The sequence below is a fragment of the Kiritimatiellia bacterium genome (genome assembly GCA_025054615.1).
Taxonomy (GTDB): Bacteria; Verrucomicrobiota; Kiritimatiellia; order CAIVKH01; family CAIVKH01; genus JANWZO01.
Genome location: JANWZO010000006.1, coordinates 1 through 19,030, shown reverse-complemented (window position 1 = coordinate 19,030; position 19,030 = coordinate 1). Strand labels below are relative to the sequence as shown.

Annotated in this window: 17 protein-coding genes; 11 read left to right on the top strand and 6 right to left on the bottom strand. The window is 60.5% G+C overall.

Annotated features, from left to right (window positions below; translation table 11 throughout):
• Positions 1-37: 37 nt before the first annotated feature.
• Positions 38-2,275: a DUF839 domain-containing protein gene (locus NZ740_04070; protein MCS6771183.1), complete on the bottom strand. Its 2,238-nt coding sequence runs from the start codon at positions 2,273-2,275 to the stop codon at positions 38-40.
• Between the two features lie 57 nt (positions 2,276-2,332).
• Positions 2,333-2,959 (bottom strand): CPBP family intramembrane metalloprotease, encoded by a 627-nt coding sequence (locus tag NZ740_04065; GenBank protein MCS6771182.1) that lies wholly within the window; start codon positions 2,957-2,959, stop codon positions 2,333-2,335.
• A gap of 85 nt (positions 2,960-3,044) precedes the next feature.
• Between NZ740_04065 and NZ740_04060 the strand changes: the two genes are divergently transcribed.
• Positions 3,045-4,265 carry a DUF3592 domain-containing protein gene (locus NZ740_04060; protein MCS6771181.1) on the top strand — a complete coding sequence of 407 codons (1,221 nt, stop codon included), beginning with the start codon at positions 3,045-3,047 and terminating at the stop codon, positions 4,263-4,265.
• Positions 4,262-5,464, top strand: a complete 1,203-nt coding sequence (locus tag NZ740_04055) for a DUF1513 domain-containing protein (GenBank protein ID MCS6771180.1) — start codon at positions 4,262-4,264, stop codon at positions 5,462-5,464. Before NZ740_04060 ends, NZ740_04055 begins: the two co-directional genes overlap by 4 nt.
• A 198-nt stretch (positions 5,465-5,662) precedes the next feature.
• Here NZ740_04055 and NZ740_04050 read toward each other — a convergent pair whose 3' ends face one another.
• Positions 5,663-6,325: a metal-dependent transcriptional regulator gene (locus tag NZ740_04050; protein MCS6771179.1), complete on the bottom strand. Its 663-nt coding sequence runs from the start codon at positions 6,323-6,325 to the stop codon at positions 5,663-5,665.
• 157 nt (positions 6,326-6,482) lie between these two features.
• Here NZ740_04050 and NZ740_04045 point away from each other — a divergent pair, with 157 nt between their 5' ends.
• The 6 genes from NZ740_04045 to NZ740_04020 are packed head-to-tail and all read left to right on the top strand — an operon-like array spanning position 6,483 to position 12,108.
• Positions 6,483-7,382 (top strand): zinc ABC transporter substrate-binding protein, encoded by a 900-nt coding sequence (locus tag NZ740_04045; protein MCS6771178.1) that lies wholly within the window; start codon positions 6,483-6,485, stop codon positions 7,380-7,382.
• A complete protein-coding gene (locus NZ740_04040; protein MCS6771177.1) occupies positions 7,382-8,197 on the top strand; it encodes an ABC transporter ATP-binding protein in 816 nt (271 codons plus the stop codon). Before NZ740_04045 ends, NZ740_04040 begins: the two co-directional genes overlap by 1 nt.
• Entirely contained in the window at positions 8,194-9,648 is a 1,455-nt protein-coding gene (locus NZ740_04035) for a metal ABC transporter permease (GenBank protein MCS6771176.1), read from the top strand. The genes NZ740_04040 and NZ740_04035 overlap by 4 nt, the downstream gene beginning before the upstream one ends.
• Positions 9,649-9,674: 26 nt before the next feature.
• On the top strand, positions 9,675-10,922 hold the full coding sequence (locus tag NZ740_04030) for a metal ABC transporter permease (GenBank protein ID MCS6771175.1): 1,248 nt from the start codon (positions 9,675-9,677) through the stop codon (positions 10,920-10,922).
• A 58-nt stretch (positions 10,923-10,980) separates the two neighbouring features.
• On the top strand, positions 10,981-11,190 hold the full coding sequence (locus NZ740_04025; protein ID MCS6771174.1) for a hypothetical protein: 210 nt from the start codon (positions 10,981-10,983) through the stop codon (positions 11,188-11,190).
• Positions 11,191-11,205: 15 nt separating this feature from the next.
• The gene (locus tag NZ740_04020; protein ID MCS6771173.1) at positions 11,206-12,108 is read left to right on the top strand and encodes a lysophospholipid acyltransferase family protein; all 903 of its coding nucleotides are present in this window, start codon (positions 11,206-11,208) and stop codon (positions 12,106-12,108) included.
• 117 nt (positions 12,109-12,225) lie between these two features.
• Here the strand turns inward: NZ740_04020 and NZ740_04015 are convergent, their stop codons facing one another.
• Positions 12,226-13,068 carry an SDR family NAD(P)-dependent oxidoreductase gene (locus NZ740_04015; GenBank protein ID MCS6771172.1) on the bottom strand — a complete coding sequence of 281 codons (843 nt, stop codon included), beginning with the start codon at positions 13,066-13,068 and terminating at the stop codon, positions 12,226-12,228.
• Positions 13,069-13,217: 149 nt separating this feature from the next.
• Between NZ740_04015 and NZ740_04010 the strand changes: the two genes are divergently transcribed.
• Positions 13,218-14,030 carry a M48 family metallopeptidase gene (locus NZ740_04010; protein ID MCS6771171.1) on the top strand — a complete coding sequence of 271 codons (813 nt, stop codon included), beginning with the start codon at positions 13,218-13,220 and terminating at the stop codon, positions 14,028-14,030.
• A 15-nt stretch (positions 14,031-14,045) separates the two neighbouring features.
• On the opposite strand, the gene NZ740_04005 is transcribed toward NZ740_04010, so the two are convergent.
• Positions 14,046-14,897: a hypothetical protein gene (locus tag NZ740_04005; GenBank protein ID MCS6771170.1), complete on the bottom strand. Its 852-nt coding sequence runs from the start codon at positions 14,895-14,897 to the stop codon at positions 14,046-14,048.
• Between the two features lie 66 nt (positions 14,898-14,963).
• The gene (locus NZ740_04000) at positions 14,964-16,325 is read right to left on the bottom strand and encodes a P-loop NTPase (GenBank protein MCS6771169.1); all 1,362 of its coding nucleotides are present in this window, start codon (positions 16,323-16,325) and stop codon (positions 14,964-14,966) included.
• Positions 16,326-16,395: 70 nt separating this feature from the next.
• On the opposite strand from NZ740_04000, the gene NZ740_03995 reads away from it, so the two are divergent.
• Positions 16,396-16,818 carry an OsmC family protein gene (locus NZ740_03995; protein ID MCS6771168.1) on the top strand — a complete coding sequence of 141 codons (423 nt, stop codon included), beginning with the start codon at positions 16,396-16,398 and terminating at the stop codon, positions 16,816-16,818.
• Between the two features lie 132 nt (positions 16,819-16,950).
• Positions 16,951-19,030: type III-B CRISPR-associated protein Cas10/Cmr2 (gene cas10 / locus NZ740_03990; GenBank protein MCS6771167.1), on the top strand; the 2,080-nt coding region annotated here is incomplete at its 3' end.

The following is a 19,030-nucleotide window of genomic DNA, read 5'->3' as shown; positions in this document are numbered from 1 at the left end:
ATTCGAACTGATTAGAACGCGGGGCGCCTCCCTTTGTTCAGCTTTCCGGCCGGATACAGATCACGCACGGTTTGGGCACCGCGCCGAGCTGATTCGCCGGGAAATTGCTGCCGATCGGGACGATGCGTTTCTGAACAAATACTTTGCCGTCGCGCCCGGCAATATGCACCTCGCGCTCAACCTCCGGCGGCAGGCGGCCTGGCGCACCGCGAGTTCCATTGGCCTCGCCCGGGTGCTGGACGGCGATCAGCATGAACCCCTCCGGCGTGAAACACGGGCCGGTGAATTCGCAATCCATCGGGCCGGTGGCGAAACAGCGGGGGACGCCGGCCTCAGGGCCCGCGGTCGGAATCATGAACATGGCGTTATTTCCGAAAATGCCGGGAAATTTTTTCGAACCCGGCGCGGTTTTTCCCGACCGATTCACCGGAAAATTTTGGGCGCTGGTCGTGATGTCCGTGACCATCCATAAGTTTCCTTCCGGATCAAACGCCAGGTTGTCCGCGCATGCAAAACCACCGCCGCCATCGGCGCATTCGCCGGAGGACACAAATTTGCCCCACGTAAATGTTTCGGCCGCAGGACCGCCGTCGCCTTCCACGATCCGGTAGATCGCGCCATACTGCCGGGAATTGAGCCGCTTGGAATCCGGAAAGATGCGCGCGTCTGGCGAGCCGTCGTCGTCGCCCGTCGAATCTGTAAAGGCGATATAAACGCTTTGGTCGACAGGATGCACTTCGAGGTCTTCCGGCCGGGCGCACGGTGTGCCTCCGGCGGCATTCGCCATCAGGAAGGCGTCCAACAGTAACACCGCCTCGGCGGGAGCGGCGCGGGAAACCAGATCGCCCAGCGTGCATTCGGCCAGCGGCCGCCCGGTGAATCGTTCGATGGCCGTCCGCCAATCGTCGAGAGACAGATCCGCGCCCACGCGGATGCTCCCGCCCTCAGGGCGGCGGGGCAGGCTCACGACGCCGTCGGCGCAATCCTGCGGGTCTACCGGCGCCAAGGGCGTCTCGGGCCGGAGAGCGATCCAGCGGCCGGTGAAATCCTCGTTGAATTGTGCCACGTACAGCGTGCCGCGCTCGAACAGCGTCCGATTGGCGGGATCCCGCGGGTCTCGCACCGGTTCCGCGCTCACGAACTTCCATATGTGCCCGCCTCGCCGGTCGTCGCCCATGTAGGCGGCGAGCGGCCTGCCCGCCTCGACCCGAAGCGCCACGTTCTCATGGCGGAAACGCCCGAGCGCGGAGTGTTTCCAGAGGGCGCCGCTGCGCGGATCCACCTCGCAGACCCATCCGTAGCTGCGCGGGTCGGGCACCGGTGATAATCCGGTCGTCAGCCCGTAAAATTCGATCGGCAATGGCGAGTCGTCCTCGAGGCATTCGCCCCAGAACAAAGGGCAGTTTTCCATCAACGGTTGTCCAGACGGCGACACGGCTTCGGCGGTCTGATCCTGAAAGTTTTCCTCGCAACTCAGGGCCGTGCCCCAGGGAGTGACGCCCCCGGAACAATTTGCGAAGGTTCCAACCGGACTGACGCCGAGCGCGGCGACCGGCCCGGTCATTTCGAGGGGCGTAGAAGCATCGATGTTCACGCGGCCGGCCCCATGGATCCGCCGGTGATCCCGCGCGTCGGCAACGACGACATACCCTTGGTCCGGATCACGCCGCACGCGAAGGATCGAAATCCCGAGGTCCTCCATGGCCGCTTTGCACAGCCTGCGGATGGCGCGTGCCGTCTCGAGCCGATCCGGCGTGGCATTCGCGAGGTCGAAAACATCACGCGCCAGGTGCATGTCGCCCACCCGGCCGTCGCGGTGAAGCGCGACGCCAAACACCGCCTCATAGCCCTCCAACCAGGGCGTCGCCGAAATGTATTCGTGATTGACGAACAGCCAGTACTCGCCATCCGTTTCGGTCGGAAACAACGCGACAAAATCGGCGTTGTAACCGAAAACAACTTGCCGTTCGGGCTCGTCTTCAGGCCCGAACCGGTCGCCCCATTTTGCGATTACGTCGTACCGAAAGCCCCGCGGAACAACGACATCATCCACGATTTCAAATGCAGCAAGCCGTGCTGCATCGTCTTCGGCGCTTCCCAGGTCCCCGGGGAGCGGAATGGGGTAGGGCACGGGATTCCACGTGAGCCACCCGTTGCCCGCCGGCGCAGCTCGCACTCTGAATAAAGGCCCCAGGCCCGGACCCAACGCGGTTGCTACAGCGCCGGCGCCAACGTATTTCAGAAACTGACGGCGGGTCAGATCTGACATTGCCATAATTTACACCTCAGGCTTGCAAGCGCCGTGTTTGCGATCGGTTAGAATTGCGCGCTCTCACGAGGGGCCCTCATAAAAAAATCGGCCCAGCCCCATCGTGAACGCGATCTGGCCGTAGAGCGCATGTTCGATCCAGACCAGCGTCAGATTCCGGCTTCTTGAGTAGGTCAGCGCAAAAAAGACGCCTGCGATGGCGCTCAACACAAACGCGGGCCAGTTTTCGTACATCACATGCAGCCAGGCGAACAGCAGGGCGTTCGCTGCGATCATCAGCGTGGCTTTTCCGAAAAGCGGCCCGTATCGCCAGAAGAAAAAGCGCCGGTACAGAAACTCCTGCGGCCACGCCGACAGGAACGGATAGAGCGCCATCACAATCCCCCAAATCAAGGGGCGCTCCCGCGGGAATGCAAGCCACCACTCCGGAGCGAGCCAGAGGGTGACCGCGGCCATCACAGGAACCGCGGCAGCCATCCGAACCAGCGCGCCCTTCCAGCCGGACCACGAGGGTAGTGGGAGAGCGGGCCGCACGATCCAATAGACGGCGCCTGCATATAAAAAAGGAATCGCAAACAACAGAAACTTGGAAACGCCTTCGATGAAAATGGCCGCGCCGGGCCACAGCACAAATAGGAAAACGGCTTCGGCCCACAACCAGCGGGGCGAGGCGGTAGGGCTTCGATTCATTTGCACGCGCAAAAACTAGCACGCAACAACCGATTCGCAACGCGTCGGCTTTCCATCCTGAGGACAGACGGCTATAAACCCGGTCATGAAGCCGCCAGGTCGATTTGGAGGATTTGTGTGGGTGCTCGTCGGGCTACCCTTTATCGTCATGGGCTACTTCTTCCTGCAGACGGCGGGAAAGGTCGAAGAAAAATATCAGCGGTCCGCTGCCTGGCCTGTCGTCCGAGCCACTCTGCTCCACGTGGAGCTCCAGACAAATTTTTCAAAATCGGGGACGCCCATGTATCGTGTGGCCGCCCGATATTCGTACAGCGTCGACGATTCGGATTACGAAAGCGATCGGGTCTCGTGGGAAGAGGGGTGGGATAGCGACGAGTCCTGGCACCGGTCTACCTACGAACGATTTCGAACGGCGATGGAAGCCGGCGAGCCCGTGAACGCTTTCGTGAATCCAGACAACCCGTCCGAGTCGGTCCTGCTCGCAGAATCGCGGCTGCCGGTCCAGGCGATTATGTTTGGCGTGGGCGGGCTTTTTGCAGCCGTCGGTTTTGGACTGGTGATCGGGGGCGTGCGGTCCCTTTTCGGAGGAGGGGCCCTGCGGCGCCTGCGTCAACAGTTCCCGGATGAACCGTGGAAATGGCGGGAGGACTGGGCGGCCGGGTTCGCCCGCTGTGAAAGCCGCCAGCGCGCTTCCAGCTCGCTTCTGTTCGCTATTGTATGGACTGCCGTCACCTTCGTGGCCGTCCTTGCAGCGCTGTTCGGCGGTCGCCGAGTCGAATGGCCGGCCATCCTCATCCTGGTCGCGTTCGCTGTGGCCGGCGTTTGGATGCTGGCAACCGCCCTCCGCTCCTTGCGGATCGCCCGGCTGTATGGCGACGCCGATTTCGTCCTCGCAAAAGGGCCCGGCATTCTCGGTGGAGCCCTGAGCGGCGTCGTGCGCATCAAGCGCTACATCGAGCCGGAGGGTCCCGTCCACGTGGAGCTTCGATGCAGTCGATTCATTCGGCGGCGGAAAGCCGCGCGGCGCGTCACGGAATGGATGTTCGAGATGGATATCGATTCAAAAACGTTCACCCCAAACAAAGACGGACTGCTGATTCCTCTGCGCTTTCTCATTCCTTATGATCTTCCCCCTACCGGCGATCCGTTTGAATGGAGCTTGCGCGTATCGGTGAAGCAACGGGATTCGACCGTGGATTTGCACTTCACCGTTCCTGTTTTTCGAACGCCGGAAAGCAACCCGGATCTAACACTCGAGCGAGTAGCTGGCCAAATGTTTGAGTCGCAGGGATCCGCCCAACCATGAAACGGACTTGTTTCCTCGCCATGATTGTGCTGGCCGGCCTTGCCGCCTCGTCGAGAGCCGACTCGATCATGGCCCATCTCTTCGACTACCGCGCGGGTGGGCCGGGAATGGACCGACTCGCCGTGGCGCCCGGACCGAACTATGTCCTAGTGGCCGCCCCGTCAGCCCGCGAAATCCACCTCCTGCGTCCTGATTGGGATTCCTCCCGTTTCGAAAAAATCGATGCCTTTCCCCCAACGGATCCCACGGCAGCCATCCCCGTTCCCGGAAGGGCAGTCGCTGTGGCCGTCCACCCCTTTCATCCGCTGGCGATCGCCCTGAGTCGCCCCAACGACGCCGCATCTCGCGGGGAGGCTCTTTTTTTGGACCTACGCGAGCGGTCTCCCGGCCGCCTGTTGCGGTCTCAACTTGTGGGGTTCGCCCCAGCCCATGTTGCGATTACGCCGGATGGGGCGTGGGCCATCGTCGCAAACAGCGGAGCCGACAATCGCCGCACCGAGGGCTCCGTCGGCGTGTTTGATCTTAGAAACCTTGAGGGCTGGGAACAAAATCGCCTCCAGGAAATCCCGTATCGGGAATTATCCGGTCTTGCCTCGATGCTGGGACAGTCGCTTAGCCGACACGAACCGGAATTCGTCGCAGTCGACCCGCTGGGCCGGCTCGCCGCGGTCTCCGTCCCCACGGCCGATACTATCGTATGGATGAATTTCGATAAAAGCGGACCTCAGTGGGCCGGGATCTTGCGGCTGCCGAAAGGCAGCGGGCCTACTGGAATGGCGCTGGTAAACCTACCAGATAACTCGCTCTTGCTGGGCGTCGCCGAACAGAAGGCCCAGATGGTCAGCTTTTACCGTGTGACCCTCGCTGGAGGCATTCCGGCGGCGGAACGCGCCGCGAGGGTGGACATTCGGCCGCTGGTTCGGGAAAATCGGCCGCGCAAAGACCGGGACCCGCATACCTTGGCTTTGCTGCGCAGCGGCTCTCGCGTATGGGCCTGGGTCGCCTGCGCAAGGACGGACCGTATCGTCATGCTGGATGTGACTGACCCGTCAAAGCCGGCTCTTCTCGATCGATTGCTGGTGTCGGCGCCTCCAAACGACCTCGTTGTTTTTCAGACGCCAGCCGGTTTGCGGCTGCTCACCGCGAATTCGGACGGCAATGTGACCCTTGCCGGGGTCGTCGGCGGGGCGGACAATTAGCTCGGCGCAGTCCGATTCAAAAATTCGGCCCGCCTGCGATTGGATCGGCTTTCGAGTCTCGCCGCCTTGTCCTTGGGCGTGGTGCGCCGCCACTTCCATGAAGCGAAATTTACACAGCATGGAAGCCCTAAAAATTTTTTTTACAGGGAATGGAAATTGGCGAACGGTCCCTGAGTTAGAACCGCTGACATCTGGCCGCTAAACCGGGGAAAGAAAGATGCGGCGCGCCGCGCCCAGCCCCATTGTGGAGGTACCGCGACCCTCGACGTCCACGGTTACCGCATCGGCGGGCAAGTCGGCGCGCAGGATTCGCACGTGGGCCCCGGGCACAAGCCCGGCTCGCTCCGCGAATTGGAGAAACTCCGATTCCGCATCGCATACACGGTCGATGCGATAGCGCTGCCCCTCTACTGCGGACGCGAGTGAAAACGTATGTTCCGGCGCGACCTCGCCATCGGCAGTAGGGATGGGCGACCCATGCGGATCGCAGTCCGGAAACCCAAGAAGGGCATCGATGCGTTCGAGCACTTTTTCTGAAATCGCATGCTCGAGCGTTTCCGCCTCGGCATGAACCTCCGACCAATCCAACCCGAGGGTGCGCACGAGGAAAAGTTCCACCAACCGATGGCGGCGAAGGACATGCAAGGCGAGCCGCTCGCCTTGTGGCGTGAGTCGAACGCCGGCGCGCGGCTCGTATTCGACGAGTCCAGAGTCCGAGAGCGCCTTAATCATGGTCGTCACTGTGCCGGGCACCACGGCCATGACTTCCGCGAGCCGGCCCATGGGAACCAGCTCGCCCGGCGTCTTCTTTTGCTCGGTATAGAGCCGCTTTATGTAATCCTCTACGGTGCTGCTCGGCATCGCTCAGGTTTCACCGGTCGCGCTTTGAAAGTAGCATAAAAAAGTCCGATTGACATGAACAGCGCAACACGTATTTTGAATATTCAAAATCATAAATTTGAAAGTGCAAAATTTGCGGTCATTGTTTGGATCCCTTTTGTTTTTTCTTGCGGCAACGGTGGTTGCGTCGGAAGACGTTCCGCGGCTGCGAGTGGTGGCCACAGTGGGGATGGTCGCGGATCTCGTTCGGCAGATAGGGGGAGAGGACGTTGAAGTAACGCAACTGATCGGAAGCGGCATTGACCCGCACCTCTATCGGCCTACGCGGAGCGATATTGCCGCGCTGATGGCGGCGGAGGCTGTCTTCTACTGCGGCTTCAAATTGGAAGGCCGACTCGCCGATGTGCTGGAGCGAATGGCGCGCGACGGTCGGAACGTGATTGCCGTGGTCGAGACGCTGCTGCCGGAGCGGATGTTGGTTCACGAAGGGGTTCCGGATCCTCACGCGTGGATGGACGTGTCCTTATGGATGGAGGCGGCAGGGGTCGTCGAGCGTAGTCTGTCGAGGTTTGATCCAGCGCGGGCGCCAAGGTACGCGGAACGCGCAGCCGCCTATCATGAGCAGTTGAGAGAACTCGATGAATATGCACAGGAGGTGCTCTCCACAGTGCCGTCCTCGGCCCGTCTGCTGGTTACCGCGCACGATGCCTTCCATTACTTTGGGCGCGCATACGGATTCGAGGTGGTTGGCATACAAGGCGTGTCGACGGAATCCGAGGCAGGGTTGGAACGGATCGGAAAGCTGGTGGACACGTTGGTCGAGCGGCGCGTTCCGGCCGTGTTTGTAGAGACGAGCGTTTCCGATCGAAATGTTCTGGCCCTCATTGAAGGGGCGTCGGCCCGAGGGCACGCGGTTGCGCTCGGTCCGGCCCTATACTCCGATGCGATGGGGCCGGATGGAACCTACGAGGGGACGTACATCGGCATGATCGACCACAATGTTACATCGATTGCGCGCGCGCTGGGCGGAGCGCCGCCGCCGAGCGGTTTTCGCGGTTGGAAGGAGGGGCGCCCTTGATCGGGCCCTGGAGACGAGCTTCGGCTCCGGCCGGGCCGGAACATTCTCGTGATGCGGCGGTTTGCATCCATGATCTGACCGTGGCGTACCACCGAAAACCGGTGCTCTGGGATGTGGATCTCGATATTCCGCCGCAAAAAATGGTTGCGATTGTCGGACCCAACGGCGCGGGCAAGAGCACCCTGATGAAGGCGATCCTCGAGCTCGTGCCAGTCGCCTCGGGTGAAATCCGGATTTTCGGCCGACCGCTGGCTGAGCAGCGGGGGATCATTGGGTACGTGCCCCAGCGTGAAACGGTCGATTGGGACTTTCCCGTGAGCGCGCTCGACGTGGTGGCGATGGGCCTCTATCGCGAGATCGGTTGGTTTCGGAGGGTCCGGAAAATCCACCGCGACCGCGCGATGGAGGCTTTGGCGCGAGTGGGGATGGAGGCCTTTGCGAAACGGCATATCAGCCGACTTTCTGGCGGGCAGCAACAGCGGGTGTTTCTGGCTCGCGCCCTCGTTCAGGACGCCCGGATTTATTTCATGGACGAGCCGATGGCGGGCGTCGACGCCGCCACCGAGGAAATGGTGTTTCGCCTGATGCGCGATTTGCGGGATGCGGGCAGGACGTTGGTCGTAGTGCATCATGACCTGCAGACGGTTCAGGAGTATTTCGATGAGGTGATCCTCTTGAACACTCGGGTGGTCGCGGCCGGGCCGGTCAGCGACGTGCTGACGCGCGAGAACCTGCACAGCACATATGGCGGGCGGCTGACGCTGCTGGAAGAGGCGGCACAGGCGGTCGCGAGATCGGCAGAACGTGAACCATGAATCAAGCCACAGCCCATTTCAGGTGGAGCCTCCGACGAGCGACGGGCGTGGTGGTTCTCTTCGCGGCGGCAGCGGGTTGCCTCGCATTTGCCGTTTGCGGGGCGGCGTTCGGCGCGCCTGCGATCTTGGGCGATGCCGGGAATGAACCTGGTCGCCTGTTGACTTATAACGTTCGCGTGGTGACGGCGGGCGTCGCGGCCCTCGGCGCCGCGTGCGGGACGGTGGGCGCTTTCCTTGTCTTGCGGCGCAAGGCGCTTTTGGGTGATGCGCTCAGCCACGCCACCTTGCCGGGAATCGCCGGGGCGTTTCTGTTGGGAACGGCGATGGGTTGGGGCGGAAAGAGCGCGCCGCTGTTGACTGCCGGGGCGGCGCTCGCGGCTTTGGCGGGGGCAGGTCTTATTCAGAGCATACGGCGGCTGACGCCGCTTTCGGATGATGCGGCGCTGGCGATCGTCCTCAGTGTGTTTTTCGGGTTGGGCGTGTCGATGTTGGGACTGATCCAGCAGATGGACGGAGCCTCCGCAGCAGGTTTGGAGTCGTACATTCTGGGACGGGCGGCGGCGATGCGGGCGGCTGATGGTTGGCGGATCGCCGCGACGGCGGCCGCGATCGCAGGGGTCGTTGCCCTCGTGTTCAAGGAGCTGCGGGCCCTTTGCTTCGACCCCAATTTCGCGCACGTCCAAGGGTGGCCGGTGCGCCTGTTGGACGCTCTGCTCATGACGGCGGCTGCCGCGGTTACTATTGTCGGATTGCAGGCGGTAGGGCTGATTCTGGTGGTGGCGCTCCTCGTCATTCCGGCCGCGGCGGCGCGATGTTGGAGCGATTCTCTTGCGCCGATGGTATGGATTTCCGCGGGATTTGGCGCCGTTTCCGGCGCGGCGGGGGCGCTGTGGAGTGCGGTTGCCCCCGATTGGCCGACGGGCGCAGTTGTTGTTCTCGCGGCGGCCGCCATTTTTTTTGCGAGTCTGGTTTGTGGCGCCTCGCGCGGGCTTCTGGTCCGCGCCCTGCAACAGATGCGCTTCGAGCGACGGATTTGGCAGGAACACGCGCTTCGCACGCTGTGGGAGGCGGAAGAGCATGCAGGCGGCGCGGTGCGCATGGCCGTCTCGGACTTTCGAGAGATTCGCGGCGGATCGAGCCGCCGGATTCGTTCAGTTCTGGAGCGGCTCGGCCGGGAGGGGGCGGTCGAGCGTATTGGAGATCGATGGGGGTTGACGCCGGCGGGCCGGCGCTCGGCAGAGCGGGTCGTGCGCCTGCACCGCCTCTGGGAATATTTTTTAGTGCGCCACGCGTCCGTCGCCCCTGACCATGCCGACCGCACAGCCGATGAACTGGAGCATCTCCTGTCGCCCGACATGGCAAGTGAGCTCGAGCATGCTCTGGAGAACCGGCAACACGGCGCAACGCCGCCAAGCCCCCATCCCTTGAAACCGGGCGCGAGACAGGAATGACGCCCTGGCAATCCATCGACTTTTGGATGGCGTCGACTGCCACGCTGACGGCGATTTCGTGCGCCATGGTTGGTTCGCTGCTGCTCGTCCGGCGAATGGCGATGCTGGGGGACGCTATTACACATGCCGCCCTCCCGGGCCTTGCGGTGGCGTTCCTTATAACGGGCAGCCGGGACACCTTCCCGATGTTGCTAGGCGCGGTCCTCGCCGCCCTGGCGACGTCAGTTCTCGCCCGATGGATTTCGGCTGTCGGTCGGGTCGAGGAACATGCGTCGCTGGGGATCGTTTTTACGACGTTGTTCGCGTTCGGACTCGTTCTGATGGTCCGGGTGGCCGATCGCGTCGATCTGGATCCCTCCTGCGTTTTGTATGGCGCGCTGGAATTGACGCCGCTCGAGACGGTGAAGGTCGGCGGAGTTGCCGTGCCTCGTGCCTTTTTGGTCAACGCCGGCGCCGCGGTGATGGTCGCGGGCGTCTGTGCGCTGTTGCACAAGGAATTTCTAATCAGCGCGTTTGACCCGACCACCGCGGCGATTCAAGGGTTCCGCCCGCGTGTCATGGATCAGGTCGTGGCGGCCCTTGGAGCCTTGGTTGCGGTTGCCGGTTTCGAGACGGTGGGCAGCATCCTGGTTGTTGCCCTGTTGGTCGTGCCCGCGGCAACCGCCCGGCTTATCACCTCGCGTTTTGGGCCCATGATGGGCCTCAGCGTGTTGCTCGCGGCGGCCTCGGTATGGCTGGGGCATCTGGGTGCGCTGGAGCTGCCCAAACTCGCGGGCTTTCGCGACACCAACTCGGCCGGGATGGCTGCCGTCGCCGCCGGCCTCCTGTTTGGTCTGGCTCTGTTCTTTTCGCCAGAGTATGGGCTGGTGGTCCGATCAGTGCGCGCGGCACGCCTGAGATATCGGATCGGCTTGGAGGACGCGCTGGCATCGCTGTACCGGCGAGAAGAGCGGGGTGCGCATGCTGCGCAAGCACCTTCCGCATTTTGGCTGGGTCGGCTGCGCCGGCGAGGGTGGATTTCGCAGGATGCCCGCGGTTGGCGTTTGACGGAAGAAGGGTTGATTCAGGCGCGGGCGCTGATTCGTTCGCACCGATTGTGGGAGACCTTCCTCGTGAACCGCGCGAAGGTTCCAACGGACCAGGCGCACATTGCTTCGGAACGGTTGGAACATGTGACGCCGCCTGGGCTTCGCGAATCGCTTGACCGTGACCTATCTCATCCCTCGCGTGATCCGCAGGGGCGGGAAATTCCCCGCGATCATCTTCACGGTTGAATCGGCCGGCCGAAACGTGTATTTAGCGCCCTCTTCAACGCGATTCGAGGAACGCACCATGCCGGTCAAACACATACGGAACAAGCACCTTCGACGGAAGCGCAAGAGCGAGGGCGAAAAGCGGCGCCGTCGCAAAGTGCACATCAAGCGCGTCGTCGCGCTTGGCGTGCCGCCGGAACAAGCAGCCAAGATGGATTCAAAAGCGTTGCGCACCCTGCTGCGCCATCCGAAGAAGACGGCGAAGCGTTTTGCCCCGAAATCCGCCTAATTCAGGGCGGCCGGCATGGCGGTCCGATTTCGACACCGCCTCGAGTACGCATTTTTCCGGTCATTCGAGGCCGTCCTAAACGCCCTGCCCCTGTGGGCAGCATATGCCGCGGCGGCCGCTGTGGCCGCGATCGCCTACAGGCTCTTCCCCGCTCGGCCACGCGAAGCCCGGCGCCGGATCGCGCAGGTCTTTCCGGAAAAATCGCCCCGCGAAATCGACCGGATCGCGCGCCTCAGTTTACGAAATTTGTTTTTCAACGCCGTCGAACTGGCCCGGGCACCGACGCTGGATGCCCGCTGGATTGAACGGCACGTCGACTACCAATCGTTCGTGCAAACGGTCCAGCCTCATTTGACGCCGGGGCGGGGCGCCATTTTCGTCATTCCTCATATGGGAAATTGGGATCTGACGGGAATCGTCGGAGCCCGCCGATTCCGCTTCCCGATGTTTTTCATCGTAGGACGGCAACGGAATCCGCTCACGGACGCGAGACTTCATAGACTTCGAAGCGCTACCGGCCTCGAGTTCCTGTATCGGGAAGACGACAATGTCAGGACGATTCTGCGGAATCTGAAGCAGGGCAAGATTTTTGGCGTGGTGCCCGATGTCCGCATGCCGATGCCGGGCATTCCGGTCACCCTCTTCGGATTCCCGGCGGACCTGCCGGCGGGACCGGCAGTCTTCGCTCGGCGCGCGAATGTTCCGATCATCATTGGATACGCCCGGCGCGTCGGCTGGTCCCGGCATGTCTGGCATTTCGAACCGCCCATTTTCCCCGACGAAGAACGGCCCGCCGATGACGAGGCAAAAGCGCTGACCCAGAGAATGGCGGATGTGTTCACCCGCGCCGTTCAGGCGCATCCGGACCAGTATTTCTGGTATAATCGGCGTTGGGTCTTGGAACCGCGCGAAGGCTAGCGAAGCGGAGGGTAAACACTCCGCACGTGAGAGAGGCGTTCCCCTGGAGGACTGTTCACATCGGGTTCGGCCTTCGGGCTTTGGAGTGCCGCTCCTTCTGATTCCCGGAATCCGCGGCTATTTTCGCAAATTGCGAATCCTGTATTCCAAGAGCGCATCCCACCACGCCCCAGGAAGCATGGTGCGAAGCAGAGGGCCTATCTTTGCGGGAACAGTGATGGTATAGCGGCGACGTGGACAGCGCGATTCGAGTGCCTTCAAGATGGCTTTTGCGACGGACTCAGGCTTCATCGCAAATCGTCGATCCGCCTCGACCAGCAGAGCATATCTCTCAAGGTCGAATCGCGGGGAGCCGGGGAGCATGGATTCGGCAGCGGTCCGAGCATTTCGATGAAACGCCGTTTCGATGGGGCCGGGCTCGATGAGGATCACGCCGACGCCCGTGTTCCGGAGCTCAATGCGTTGGGCGTCGGCGAGCGCTTCGACTGCGTGTTTAGTTGCGCAATACGCGCCCATCAGCGGTATTGCGAGCCGCCCCAACACCGAGCTCACGTGAACGATTCGCCCCGCACCGGCCTTAATCATCGCGGGCAAAATCCGATTGGTCAGGTCCTGCAGCCCGAAGACATTCACTTCAAACTGCCGGCGCAACGCCTCCCGCGAGACGTCCTCGAGCGCGCCAGGCTGCCCGTACCCCGCGTTGTTGACCAGCGCGCCAATCCGGCCATTCGTACGGTTCAACGCCGTTTTCGCCCCTTCAGCCACAGAACGGTCGTCGGCAAGATCGAGCGGAAACGACTCGAAACCCTCGGAGGCCAATGAATCGACATCTTTCAATTGGCGCGCGGTTGCGAGGACGCGCCACCCATGGTCACGGAGCAGCCGCGCCGTGGCACGGCCGATCCCGGTGGAGCAGCCGGTGATTAAGACGGTTTTGTGTTCAACGGCGGGCAAACGCATGCCTCATCAGTAGGGAAGACCTCGCTCCAAGTCAAATGGCAGCGGGTCAGACTCTGCAAAATTGTTGCGGCAACCGCGGCGAAGACCCTTCGGAGGCGCGTGAAATTTATCCTTACATCGCGTTGTGGTATATTTTGGCCGTGAATGCGATGAAATGGTGGTTGATCGTTCTGGCGGCACTTCTCGCGGTGGGCTGTTCCACCGTCGACCCGGTGACAGGCCAGCAGGTTAACAACCTCTACACGATTGAAGATGACATCCAATTGGGGCGCCAGGTCCTCGGCGACATCATCAAAAAGATGCGGGAGGAAAACGTACCCATCAATGCCGACCGTGAAAAAGTGGCCAAGCTTCAAGAAATGGTCCGGCGAATTACCGCCGTCTCCCACATGCCGGATCTACCCTACGAGATTTATTTGTTCGAGACCAACATTGTGAACGCCTTCGCAGCGCCAGGCGGGCAAATGGGTGTGTTTTCGGGTTTGTATCATCCGGAGCAGGGACTGGTTCGGGACGACGATGAATTGGCGGCTGTCATCGCGCACGAAGTTGCTCATGTAACATGCCGGCATGTCACTGAAGCGCTGACCCGCGAGCTGCCGGTCCGCCTGGCGCTTCTGGGCGGAATGATTTACGCGGAAGTCAAAGGCAAAGAGGAACTCGCCGCTGGCCTTGCAGTCGGATTTCTCGTCTATGAAGGGTTGATACTTCCCAAGTATTCCCGCGAAAATGAATTCGAGGCGGATCGGGTCGGAACCATGTACATGGCAAAAGCTGGATATGATCCGCGGGCGGCCGTGCGGATTTGGGAGCGCGCCGCAGCCCGGTCGAAAGACCCGAAACTGTTTGCGTTCCTGTCTTCCCATCCCACCGACAGCCAACGCGCGGAAGCGCTGAAGAAGATTTTGCCGGAAGCGATCGCGGAATATGAGCGCGCCCGCGCAGCCGGTCGTCCCCAGTGATGCGGCAGCTGACGGTCACGGGCTGAGTTTTAGAAGGCGATACCAGGCCGACGGCGCGTCGATAGAATTCGTGACCGCCAAATCTCCGCCGTTTCCATAAATCGGCGGGCCCTGATTCGTCCAGACGTCGAACGGGGAGATCGCGCGCTGAAGCTGATACTGCACGCCGGTATCGGTCAACCACCGCAAGGCAACTCCGGTCTCTTCCAAGGTCGCAGTGACAAACTTTACAGGAGCCGTCGACAGAATCGAAACCGACCAGTTGTCGATAGCGAATTGGGAAAAGTTCGAGGGAGCTGTCGTCGAGGTGAAGGTGAAGAACCCGAATTGGATGGGTGGCGCTGTTTCGGAAAAATCCGGTTTCACAAAGCAATTCCCGATTTTGCAAAACGAGGACCACGTCAGACCCGTGTGGACACGCAGCTCCCAAGTATTCGTTTGGAAAATCGTATTTGTCAGATTGACCGTGAAGACGTTGCCGCTTTGGACCAGCAGCGGGCGAAAGAGTATGCCCCCGGCCGAACCTAATTGATAGGCCCGAACGTCATACGAAAACGAAATCGTGGTGATCGGGCCGCGGACCGCGGGGTCGTACACCGCCCAGGCACAGAGGTGCGCAAAACCCAGTTGGTTCTGTGAGTGCGCATGCTCCATCGTCCGGCAGGCCCCCGGATTGCCGGCGGAGCCGGCCTGATAAACCGTGCAGGTGCCCGTCTGCCCCGCCGTGGTGTCGATGACCTTGATGGCAATCCATTCCGCGGGATTGAATTCCCCGTCGGAATAACTTGTTTGGAGGGCGTCGGCCGTTGGGCAGACAACGGCCATGAGCCCCCAAAAGATCGCTGAGCGGCAGATCGCCAGTCGCATGGAATTCACCGCGGTTTTTCGAGTGTACACGAAATAGGGTCTGGCGGAAAGCGGCGGGGAGGGGCGTTAGGAGGCAGGTTTCGTCACCTGCATCAGCAGTTCGTAAGGGTAGATCGAGGACGAATGGCCGTCGCTCCACGTGATGGCGACGGCATAATTGCCCATCGGCGTGATGCTCCGAGGATGGATGGATTCCGGAATGCTTGCGGGATCAAGCAGCGGCTTTCCCGAGAACTCCTCCACGCAGTGGGCGCAACGACATGCGCGCCGAAGTTCGGCGGGCGTGCAAACTCGTTGCTCGCCGTTCGGCAGGGTCAACACGATCCCGCGATCCGCCGAAAAAGAAACTCTAGGCCTCGCAAAACCGGAATGGGCTAGTTTTTCAATTTCGCGCACCACCGCCGATGCGATTTCACGGTAACGACGCGAGCTGGGACCCTCGGGATCGGCCAACACCACGGGTGTCCCTGCGTCGCTCAAGCGCGAAATTTCCGGATCGATCGGCATCTCGAATGAATTCCGGATGCCGAACTGCTCGACCAGTTTTCGCCTCGCACCCTGTCCGAACAGGTAATAGGTCTTTCCATTGTCTGGACATACGAAATAGCTCATGTTTTCGACCACGGCGACGGTGGGAACTTTCAGCTTGTCGAACATCTGGATCCCTTTGACCACATCGACAAAGCTAAGTTGTTGTGGTGTTGTTACAATCACGGCCGCAGTGATTGGAATGATCTGGGTTAGAGTTAACTGAACATCACCGGTTCCCGGGGGCATGTCGATCACAAGATAATCCAGCTCGCCCCAATCCGTGCCAGTAAGAAGCTGGTTGATCACCTGAGTGACCATCGGCCCTCTCATAATGGCCGCCCCTCCGCCGGAGGCCGATGGAACGAATCCAAACGACATCAGCCGGACGCCCTCAAACTCCAGCGGCTGGATCAGGTCATTGCGCATAAACAATTCCCGTTCGACGGGCGAGACCAGGGTAGGCAGGCTCGGCCCGTATACATCCGCGTCGAAGAGACCCGTCTTCGCGCCGAGTTGGTGAAGGCAGTAGGCCAGATTGACGGCCGTGGTCGATTTGCCGACGCCGCCCTTGCAACTCGAAACCGCAATAATGTGCCACACGCGCTCGAGGCCCCTCGAGCGCGCAAGCAGCGGATTCGACTCGCCCGTTCGGCTTCGGGCGCTTAGGGAAACCGAAACGGACGTCACCCAGGGCAGCCGACGGACCGCATCCTCACACTGTTGCCGGAACTGCTCCTTGATGGGGCAGGCTGGTGTCGTCAATTCCAGCGTAAATGAGACATGCCCCGACCCGTCGATGGCAAGATTCTTGATGAACCCGAGCGATACGATATCCTGCCCCAGATCGGGATCAACGATATGCCGGAGGCTGTCGAGCACTTCAGTTTGGCGGTCCATGGATCGTCCTTTTGGCAGGACAACATAATCTCGCATGTTTCGGGCGCAAGCCTGCGGATGGAGGCGCATCATGTCGGTGGAAGTGATGGTTGAGTACGAAGGCAACCTCCGTTGCCGGGCCTTTCACGGCCCCTCGGGCACGAGGATTGAGACAGATGCTCCGGTTGACAATTTCGGCAAGGGCGAGCGTTTTTCGCCCACGGATCTTGTGGCGACGGCGCTGGCCTCATGCATCGTCACGACGATAGGCATTTTGGCTCAGCGTAAAGGATGGGACGTCTCGGGGATGCGCGCGAAGGTCGTGAAGGAAATGAGCCGGGAGGGGCCTCGCCGGATAGCGCGACTTCCGGTTGAATTGTGGATACCGGCTTCGCTGCCGCCCGAGGCCCGCCAGCAAATCGAACACGCGGCGAGGGCGTGTCCGGTCCACAAAAGCATCCATCCGGAAATCGAGGCGCCGGTCACGATCCACTGGCCCCCGTCCGCCGCCTAAAGGCGCGGATTGCCATTAATTCCACCGCGTCGCAATTTTTGCTTGCGGCGCCGCGCTCTTTGAATACGCTGCAGACGTCGCGCGACGTCTCGCGCGTTGCCTGACCATGGGAAAGGAGGTCATCGTCACCTCATGAATTTCTGGCAACGCAAACTTCTCGCCTTTCTCCACGACCCCCCGCACAAGGCTTTGGATATTCAGGGCCACGAGGAACAAGCGAAAGAATTTATCCGCCGGGCTGGTTTTGATCCCGAGGAAGCTCTCCAAGAATTTCAACGATACGCGGATTATTGGGCCGCAGCAGCTGATCGTTATCCGTTGTTCGACTCTTCGTTGAGGTCCGAATTTGGCGGCGAAGAACGCCCTTTCCTTCATCCAATGGGCGGTTCAGAGTTGCCGCTGAAGCAATTCCCAAACGCTGCGCTCCTCGCGGAGTGGTTGCAAGTCACTCAGCCGGTTTGGGACAGAATGTTGGACAATATTTCTGAAGAAGACCGCGATCGGGTCCGTTTCTTTCTTCACTGGCGTCGCTGGCCCGTGGAAGTCTGTCGAGATCCGGAAAACAAAATGGAGCACCGCTGGCGATCAGCCTATCAGGTCGCCGATACGCGGATGCCGGACCATCCGATTTGGCTGCACAATAGTATTACGTCCGCCCTGCAGGGTTGCGATGGGAAGCCCGCCTTCCTGATTTTTCAACTCGGCCCTGTGCAGGAATTCATTGCCCAGGCCCGTTCCACGCGCGATCTCTGGAGCGGCAGCTACCTGCTTTCCTGGCTCATGGCCCATGCCATCAAAGCCGTTACCGATGTCTGCGGCCCTGACGCCGTCATTTACCCATTCCTTCGCGCCCAGCCGCTATTCGACCTGCTTCACCGCGACGAGATTTATGACAAGATTCCTCTCAAAGACGTTACGCATCAAACAATCTGGGACCGGCTTAAACTGCACGAAAACGAAATATTAGTCCCGAACTTGCCGAATAAGTTTCTCGCCGTTGTCCCTGCGTCGAACGCGGAACATTTAGCGGAGAAGGCAGAGAAAGCGGCTCGAAATGAGTTGGAGAACATCGCGAATGTTTGTTGGGATTGGCTCGATCGGCGCCACCCGTTGAAGTCGAATTGGAAAGAGCGATTCTTCGGTCAGGTCAGATCGTTTCTGCAAATTACCTGGCAGACGTTGGCGTGGAATCAATCGCCGCCGCCCGAGTACATCAAAAAGATTTTCGGCTGCGACGTCAGCAAATTTAAGCTGACGCCCAATCCTGGCCACTGGTGGTCATACTACTACCAGGAACTCGACCGGCTCCATGCTGGGCGCCGAAACACTCGCGACTTTCAACCTTGGATGCTTGACGACGATAAGAAGCAGGGCGCATCGAAGGATATGTTGTCCGGTAAGGAGGAAATCGTTTTCGATATGGACTGGTGGATCAATAAACCGGACGATGAACGATTTCTTTCGCTCTTCCGGACCGAGGATCGCCTGGGCGCGATCAACGTTATCAAGCGTGTATGGCATGAAGCGTATCTGCGCGATGTCTGGCATCTGAAACCCGAAAAGACCTTAAGATTCCAGTCCGTTCCCGATATCGCCGCTGCGGAGTGGCTCAATCACATCCGCAGGGAAGCAGTCCGTGCCTTGGCCGAGTCGCGGCAAGAATTTGATCGGATCTACGGCCTATGTGAGGCGATGCAGAGACATGCCGGAGAGTATCGTGTCCGAATCAGCAAACAACCTCTATCCGAAAGGAATCTAGATACTTGGCTGCGAGAAACCGCGCCGGATGCGTTCATGGCGGACTCGTGGGAGCGAAAAGAAAGAATCCCCGAGGGTAAAATCGTTACTAAGCGTTGTGATAATGTAATTGCGGAACTCCGAAAACTTTATGAGGATAAGAAATTCGGCCCTCCGCCATCCTACGTAGCGATTATCGCGCTGGATGGCGACAGCATGGGCAAGTGGATCAGCGGTGAGTTGACCCCGCCTCTACTCGAGCAATTCTCAAAAGAAGCGAAGGATGCCCTAGCGGCGCAAGTAGAGGAGGGAACCAAACGAACCCTCTCTCCTTCTTATCATTTGCAGTTCAGCGAGGCTCTCGCGAATTTCGCGCTCTATTTGGTTCGTCCCATTGTAGAGTACTTCCTTGGGCAGGTTATTTACGCAGGCGGCGACGATGTCCTCGCCATGGTTCCGGCGTCGAAAGGACTTG